Annotated in this window: 6 protein-coding genes; 2 read left to right on the forward strand and 4 right to left on the reverse strand. The window is 26.5% G+C overall.

What is annotated here, in order from left to right:
- A partial coding sequence (locus BN899_RS10460; RefSeq protein WP_042275148.1) for a manganese efflux pump MntP occupies positions 1-485 on the forward strand: 485 nt, incomplete at its 5' end.
- A 289-nt stretch (positions 486-774) separates the two neighbouring features.
- Positions 775-2,922 (forward strand): YhgE/Pip domain-containing protein, encoded by a 2,148-nt coding sequence (locus BN899_RS10465; protein ID WP_042275149.1) that lies wholly within the window; start codon positions 775-777, stop codon positions 2,920-2,922.
- Between the two features lie 155 nt (positions 2,923-3,077).
- On the opposite strand, the gene BN899_RS10470 is transcribed toward BN899_RS10465, so the two are convergent.
- The 4 genes from BN899_RS10470 to BN899_RS10485 form a co-directional block, all read right to left on the reverse strand.
- Positions 3,078-5,627 carry an ABC transporter permease gene (locus BN899_RS10470; protein ID WP_242824149.1) on the reverse strand — a complete coding sequence of 850 codons (2,550 nt, stop codon included), beginning with the start codon at positions 5,625-5,627 and terminating at the stop codon, positions 3,078-3,080.
- Positions 5,628-6,305 carry an ABC transporter ATP-binding protein gene (locus BN899_RS10475; protein WP_042275151.1) on the reverse strand — a complete coding sequence of 226 codons (678 nt, stop codon included), beginning with the start codon at positions 6,303-6,305 and terminating at the stop codon, positions 5,628-5,630. It abuts the gene before it with no gap.
- Between the two features lie 81 nt (positions 6,306-6,386).
- Positions 6,387-7,631: a sensor histidine kinase gene (locus BN899_RS10480; RefSeq protein WP_242824150.1), complete on the reverse strand. Its 1,245-nt coding sequence runs from the start codon at positions 7,629-7,631 to the stop codon at positions 6,387-6,389.
- Complete coding sequence (locus BN899_RS10485) at positions 7,615-8,319, reverse strand: response regulator transcription factor (protein ID WP_081712236.1); 705 nt, start codon at positions 8,317-8,319, stop codon at positions 7,615-7,617. Before BN899_RS10485 ends, BN899_RS10480 begins: the two co-directional genes overlap by 17 nt.
- Positions 8,320-8,408 lie beyond the last annotated feature (89 nt).

Here is an 8,408-nt window from a genome sequence, read left to right on the forward strand (position 1 = left end):
TTGCATTTAAAGTAGCTCTATTTTTCGGACTATTCCAAGGCATTATGCCTTTTTTAGGATGGGCCGCTGGTATACGTTTTGAATCTTACATAACTTCTATAGATCATTGGATTGCTTTTTTCTTATTAAGTTTTATAGGTTCAAAAATGATTTTTGATGCTAGAGAAGACGATAAGCAAGTATCTTATGATACTAGAGGCACAAATGATTTAAATAATAAAGAGCTTATTGTTTTATCTATTGCAACTAGCATCGATGCCTTAGCTATAGGCGTTAGTTTCGCTTTTTTAAATATAGATATACTTCCAATTTGCTTAAGTATAGGAGTAATAACCTTCTTAATGTGCTTTATCGGAGTATTAATTGGGAAAAAAATTGGTAATGTATTTAAAAGCTATGCACAAATTGCAGGTGGAATAATACTTATATTAATAGGTTTAAATATATTAAACGAACATACAGGAATAATTTCTAATCTTTTTTAAAATTATTTCATTAATAGTTAAATCCTTAGAGTGCTATTTAAATTAGTGCTCTATTTTTATTTAAATTTTAAATCCAGTATAATTTTACATATGATATAAAAATTAAGTAAATTACATAAACTATCTATTATAAGGTAGCTAATGAAAAAATATACTTTAATCATTAATGTATTAATTTACAAAAAGTTACATAATTTTTACTTACTATTTAAAAAAAGAAATATAATATAATAAAATAGTTATAAATCTAACTAATCATTTTTGATCAATTTTATGGAGGTGTCTCAGTGTGAGGAATATATTCAAAATATACAAAAAAGATTTAAAAGATATATTTACTAACCCTGCTCTATTGATAGTTATTATAGCTCTCGCTATTTTACCTTCTTTATATGCATGGTTCAATATTAAGGCTTCTTGGGATCCTTATGGAAATACCCAAAATATATCTGTCGCCGTTGTAAATAAAGATAAAGGTAATGAACTATCGGGAAAAGAAGTTAATTTCGGAAATGAAGTTGTTGATAAACTTAAAGATAACAAAAATTTGGGTTGGAAGTTTGTTGATAAAGAAGAAGCTTTAGAAGGTGTTAATAAAGGTACATACTATGCTTTTATAGAAATACCAGAGGACTTTTCTAAAGATTTAACTTCTATAATTACTGAAGATGTTAAAAAAGGTAAAATCGTATATACAGTAAATGAAAAGATAAATGCAATTGCTCCTAAAATAACTGATAAAGGTGCGTCTACTATTCAATTAGAAGTTAACCAAACAGTTGTAAAAACTGTTAGTGAAACAATTTTTGATGTATTTAATAGTATTGGAGTAGAAATTGAAAATCAACTTCCTAAACTTTCAAATATAGAAAGTTCTTTAGTTGAGGTTCAAGGCAAATTTAAGGATATAACTAAAACTGTAAATTTAGCAGGAGATGCTACTTCTAAATTATCAGATATTATAAAAGATATTCAAAAGGATATGCCTGCTATAAAAAATACATTAGTTAATTCTAAAGCTTTATCAAATGATGTAAAAACATTCTTAGAAAATACAAAAGGAAGCTTAGATAATGTAGTTCCTATAATAAAAAATGACTTAAATATAATTGATAATGTATCATCTTCTGCATCTAGTTCTGTTAAAGGTTTAATAGATGCTATTAATAAAGGTGCTGAAAATACGCCTCAATTAGTTGATAGTTTATATGCTAAATTATCTAGTTTATCTTCTACGACTAAAACTTTAATAGATTTCTTAACTAAATTAGATAATATAACTCCAGGGCATCCTCTTAAAGGTGCTATAGACCAACTTACAGCTATAAATACAAAAATTAATACTGCTATACCTTATTTAGATGCAGTTAAAGGTCAGATTGCTTCTGGACAAAAACCATCTTTAGATAAATTAAATTCTATATTAAAGGTTGCTAATGATATAAACAATATATCATCATCTTTATTAAATAACTTTGACTCACAAATTGTAACTCCTGTGAATTCTATATTCTCACAAGGTTTAAGTGTAGCTAACGATGCAATAAATGTATTACAAAGTGCTGAAGCTAAGCTTCCTAAAGTTGAAGACATATTAAATACATCTTTAGATTTCTCTTCAAGTGCTAAAGATAATATAGCTTTTATAAAAGAAAAATTACCTAAAGCAAAATCTATCGTTGATGAATTAGTTACTGCTATGCAAAAAATTAATAATAGCGAAGATATGGATGAGTTAGTAAATTTATTAAAACATGATGCGGTTAAACAAGCAGAATTTCTAAAACAACCTGTTGATGTAGTGACTGAAAAGCTATATCCTATATCAAATTACGGTGCTGGTATGACTCCTTTTTATACTGTGCTTTGCTTATGGGTTGGTATTTTATTACTTGTATCATTACTTTCTACAGAAGTTCATGGTGAGTATAATTCACTTGAAATTTACTTTGGTAGGGGCCTTACTTTCTTAAGCATTGCTATAGTTCAAGCATTAGTTGTTAGCTTAGGTGATATATATTTATTAAAGGTTGATATATTAAATCATGGTTTATTTATAGGTCTGTCAGTATTTACTTCAATAGTATTTGTTGGCATAGTTTACTCTTTAGTTTCATTACTTGGAAATATTGGTAAAGCCGTTGCAGTTATATTACTTGTTATACAAGTCGCAGCTTCTGGAGGTACTTTCCCAATACAAGTTACTCCGCAATTTTTCCAAAATGTAAATCCATTCTTACCATTTACTTATGCAATATCAGCTCAAAGAGAAGCTGTAGCTGGAATTTACATGCCAAACTTAACTAAAGATATATATGTACTACTAATCTTCTTAGGAGTATTTGTTATACTAGCAACATTATTAAAGAAACCAATAAACAAACTGTTAACTCCTTTTAAAGATAGCTTTGGTAAAAGTGATTTAACAGGACACTAAAATTAACTTTAATCATATCAACATCCTATAAACTAGGCCTGTTGCTCAAAATAAAAAGCTCTTATGAATAAATTATTCATAAGAGTTTTTTAATGTATTTAATTTAATTTTCTATATACTTTCTTGTCTTATATTTTCTATTATATTTTCCTTACTTATTTTTTCATTGGTATATATGAGGCTATAAACGTTATAGCAAATGTTCCTATTATACATACCCCTATTGCTTCCCAAGGAAGTATTAAGTTAAATTCTATCACTTCTGAAAGAGTATTGTTCATTATAGTAATAAGCCCAATACCTATTGGTATCCCATAAATTAATGATAATGCTCCATATAAGAAACTTTCTAAATATATCATTTTATTGAATCCTTGAGGTGTAACTCCTATAGAACTAATTATAGCTAATTCTCTTTTTCTTAAATTTATATTTGTGCTTATAGTATTTACTATATTAGTTATGCTTACTAAAGATATAACAGATACAAATCCATATACAAATATTTGCATTGCCATATAGTTTTGTTTCATCTTTAATGCTTCTTCAGTTGAGTCTTCTACACTATGCCTATACTTTTTTGCTATTTCTTTTATAACATCTTTTGTATTTTTTGACCCATCAGATTCAATGAATATAGCATTTTTTTTAGGTTCATATCCTATATTTTTTGAAACTTCATCATATGTTATTAGATCTAACCCTGTACTTTTATATTCGTTACGCCCTGTAACAAGATCATCAGTTATTGCCATTATCTTTACTTCAAATTCTTCTTTTATCTCTTCTTGAGCTTCTTCATTATAATATAATCTGTAGCCTTTTATAGTGTCTCCAACTTTATAGTTAGTTAAATTTAGCTCTGATTTTTTACCTTTTGACTCTTGATAGCTTGTATTTACTAGTATTACTCCATTTTCAGCTATAGCACTTTCTTTATCAAAACTACCCTGTTTTAATTTTAAATTACTTATAGCTGTATCACCTGGTGAAATTATTTCACTATTAATAAATTCGTATACATAATCATTACTTTTCTTAACTTTAGAGTACATAGATTCTACTAATTCTTTATTATCATTATTTATATTTTTTTCATTAATATTTAATGTAATATCACCGTAGTTCCATCTAGGAATTATAGAAAAGTCTTTTATTCCCTTAATGTTTTTTATTTCATCAATTATATCATTATCTATTTTATTAGGACTATCATTTGATTCAATTAAAATATCATAAGTCATTTGTCCTAATCTTATAGAATCTGCCTTCATCATAATTTTCATATATCCAGAGAATGTTATAAATATTACCACACTTATAATTAATGAAAATAAAGTTATTCTAAACTTTTTCTTATTTCTTCTTAAATTTTTATAAGCCAGTACTCCCTCAGTCTTAAAAATTAATTTAATTAGCTTTGAGTTTTTTACCTTACCTATTTTATACTCTGAAGTATTTTTTATTGCATCTAATGGAGATACTTTAGCTGCAGTTATTGCAGGTAGTATTGCAGATATAAATATAGTTATTAAAACTACTATCGCACTAAGTATTATAACTTTAGGATTATATACAACTTTTAATCCTAAATCTGCTATAAATGATTGAGTAAATAAACCATTTATTATTTTAAATACAAGATCTATTGCAAGTGTTCCTGCTGCTAAACCTATCGGTATAGCAATTATACTCACTATAAGCCCTTCTGCAAATACAATCTTCATTATTTGATTACTTGTTGCACCTATAGAGTTTAGTATCCCAAATTGCTTTTTACGCTCTCCTATCGATATACTAAATGCATTGTATACTGTGGCTACTGTACATATAATAACTAAAGCTGAAACCATTATTACTATCTGTGATATACTATTATTTATATTATCGTGTTGACTTGCTCCTAGTAATCTTAATAAATGTTCATTATATATTAAGTTTTTATAGCCTCCCCATTTATTTTTTTCTAATTTTAAATTTGAATTATCTGCTATTTTAGGTACTATATCATATACCTCTTTTAGGTTCCTTATATTAATTGATAAATTTATAGGAGTATTTTCATCTAGTTTATTTATATCCAAGTATGTTATAGCACAACTAACTAAGTTCCCAGATTCAAATCCTGGATTTTCTATTATTCCAACAATTTTAAACTCTCTATCTTTAGGATTTTTTATATATTCACCTTCACTTATCCAATACCCAGTTAACTTTTCTCCTTTAGAATCAAATCTCTCTCCTATTGATAATGTTATTTTATCTCCTACTTTATATTTATTATCCAAAGCTACTAATGCATTTTCACTTAATACTATTTCACTATTATTTGCAGGTAATTTTCCTTCTTTTAATTTAATTTGAAATCCATTAAAAACATTTTTGTCAAAAGCATTTACCTCTAGTAAATTACTAGTATTTTTGTTTATCTTTGAATATCCTAATTCACTACTAACTCCAGACTTTTCAACTTCTGAAGATTTAGTAATATAGTCTAAGTTTTCTTTTTTAACATCATAAAAAGTTGCATGAAAGTCACCTGTTCTTTTAACAGTAGATCTCATTTCATAGTCCATTAAACTTGCATATATATTACCAATTCCGCAAATAAGTGCAGTGGATAATACTATTCCTATTATGGTAACTATTGTTCTTTTTTTATTTTCTCTTAAGTATCTTAAAGTTAACGATGTGTATAAATTCATTTATATCACCTCATCACTTTTTATAGTTCCATCTTCTATAGTTATAACTCTGTCAGCTTGAAGAGCTATATTATTATCATGAGTTATCATTATTAGAGTTTGATTATATTTTTTTACTGATAACTTTAATAGTTCTAAGATTTCCTTTGAATTTTTACTATCTAAATTTCCCGTAGGTTCATCTGCAAGGACTATTGCTGGTCTATTTATTAATGCCCTACCTATTGATGTTCTTTGCTGCTGTCCACCTGATAGTTGATTTGGTAAATGATTTTGTCTTTCATATAGTCCAAGTGTTTTTAGTAAGTCATTTAGATATTCATTTTCTATTTTTCTATTATCAAGTTCTGCCGGAAGTAATATATTTTCCTTTGCAGTTAATACTGGTATTAGGTTATAAAATTGATATATAAGACCTACATTTCTTCTTCTAAATATTGATAAATCCTTAGTCTTTAAACTATATATATCAACATCGTTTATAAATACTTTTCCGCTAGTTGGCTTGTCTACTCCACCTAATAAGTGAAGTAATGTAGATTTACCGCTTCCACTTGGTCCTACTATTGCTACAAATTCTCCTTTGTTTATAGATAAGTTAACGTTTTTAAGTGCATCAACTTTAGTCTCATCTTTTCCATAACTTTTTGTTAAGTTTTCTACTCTTAGAATCTCCATATTTACCTCCATAAATGATTAACTTTATACCTTTATTTTACAAACTTCACCTTACTATAAAGTGAATTTTAAAGTGACATATTAGTCACCATAGGTTTTATGGAAAGTTATATGAAACTCTGTTCCTCTATTTTTTTCACTTTTTACGAATATATCTCCATTTTGACTTTCTATTATTGATTTTGCCATAGCAAGCCCAATCCCTACACTCTCTTCTTTACTACTACTTTTACCTCTGTAAAATCTTTTAAATATATGTGCTATATCGCCCTTATCTATACCTTCTCCACTATCTTTTATTATTATTTCTGCAAATAGTAGATTTTCCTCATATTTTATTTCAATGTTTCCATCTTTAGGAGTATGTTCCACACAGTTTTTTATTATATTTAATAGAGCTTCTACTGACCAATCTATATCTCCTATGTATTTTGCTGAGGCTTCTCCATTTATCTTTAATACTTGATTTTTAATCTCCATTGGAATTAACATAGGCTGAATTGCTCTATGTATAAGATGTTCAATTATTACTTCATCCTTTTTAAAGCTTATAACCTTTGCTTCAACTTTTGATAGCTTTAACATACTTTTTATAAGCCAATCCATTCTATTTAGTTGATTTTTTATTTTATCTAAAAAATCAAATTTAACTTCTTTAGGTATATCATCATACATTAAATCATTTAATATCATAAGAGATGTCATAGGCGTTCTTAATTGATGTGATATATCTGATATTGTATTATTTAAAAATATTTTTTCATCTTTTAAAAGTTGAACTTTCTCTCTGAGTATAGTAGTCATTTTAATAAGTTCTGTTTTTAAAAGCCCTATTTGTCCCTCTTGATTTATATTTATCATATTGACTTTTTTCCCCTCTGAACTAAGATAAACATAATTTGTCATATCTTTTATATCTTTATATATCTTCTTAAAATAAATTAAAACTAACATTAAAATAGTAGTAAATATTAAAATTATAAATACATTATTTATTTTTATAATATCATTTAAGCTTTTATTTATAATCGATTCATTATTTAGATCTATGCTTTTATCGTAATTATATTTAGCTAGTATATTTTTGCCTAGTTCTATATTATTTTTATCTCTACCTTGAGTTATTATCGCCACTATGTCCATTTCTAAATTAGGATACTTTTTTACTATGTTTCCAATTATTGCTTGATTATTTTCAACTACACTATTTTTTATTATATTTAACGATAGTATACTAACTCCAAATGATATAGTTATAAAAATAATAAATACTAATATATATTTTCTTAAAAAACTTTTTATCTCAGGATTAAATATTAACATCATTTTCACATCCTACCCATTTATATCCTAATCCTCTAACCGTAATTATCTTTTTAGGAGTCGATGAATCATCTTCAACTTTTTCTCTTAGACGCTTTATGTAAACTGTAAGTGTATTATCATTAACAAAATCATAAGTTACATCCCAAAGTTTTTCTAATATTTGAGTTCTGCTAAGCACTGTATTTTTATTTTGAATTAATATCAATAAAAGCTTGTACTCAACAGATGTTAAAAATATCTCTTCATTATTTTTATAAACCCTTGCTTCAAGCGTATGAATACTTAAATCTCCAAATTTTAGTATCTTTTTATTTTCTTTACTATATCCACTTTTTCTTCTTAAAACAGCTTTTATTCTAGAAATCAACTCTCTAACTCTAAAAGGTTTTGTCATATAGTCATCTCCACCAATATCTAATCCCATTACAATATTTACTTCTTCATCACAAGCCGTTAAAAATATTATCGGAACTTCTGATGTGGACCTTATTTCTTTACAAAGTTCATAACCTGTACCATCTGGTAAGGTTACATCTAAAAGAATTATACTATATTCATTATTATTAAGATTTTCTCTCCCACTTTCTAAATCTTTTGATATATCTACATTAAATCCTTCTTGCTCTAAGGCATACTTAACGCCAAAAGCAATAGTATTATCATCTTCAACCATAAGTACTCTCACCATAATATTTCTCCTTCTTTAAATCTATTTAAATATATTATACCTAAAATACTTAAATCTATAAAATTACATATTAGTCACATAAAAAAACA

The sequence above is a fragment of the Faecalimicrobium dakarense genome (assembly GCF_000499525.1).
Lineage (GTDB): Bacteria > Bacillota > Clostridia > Peptostreptococcales > Peptostreptococcaceae > Faecalimicrobium > Faecalimicrobium dakarense.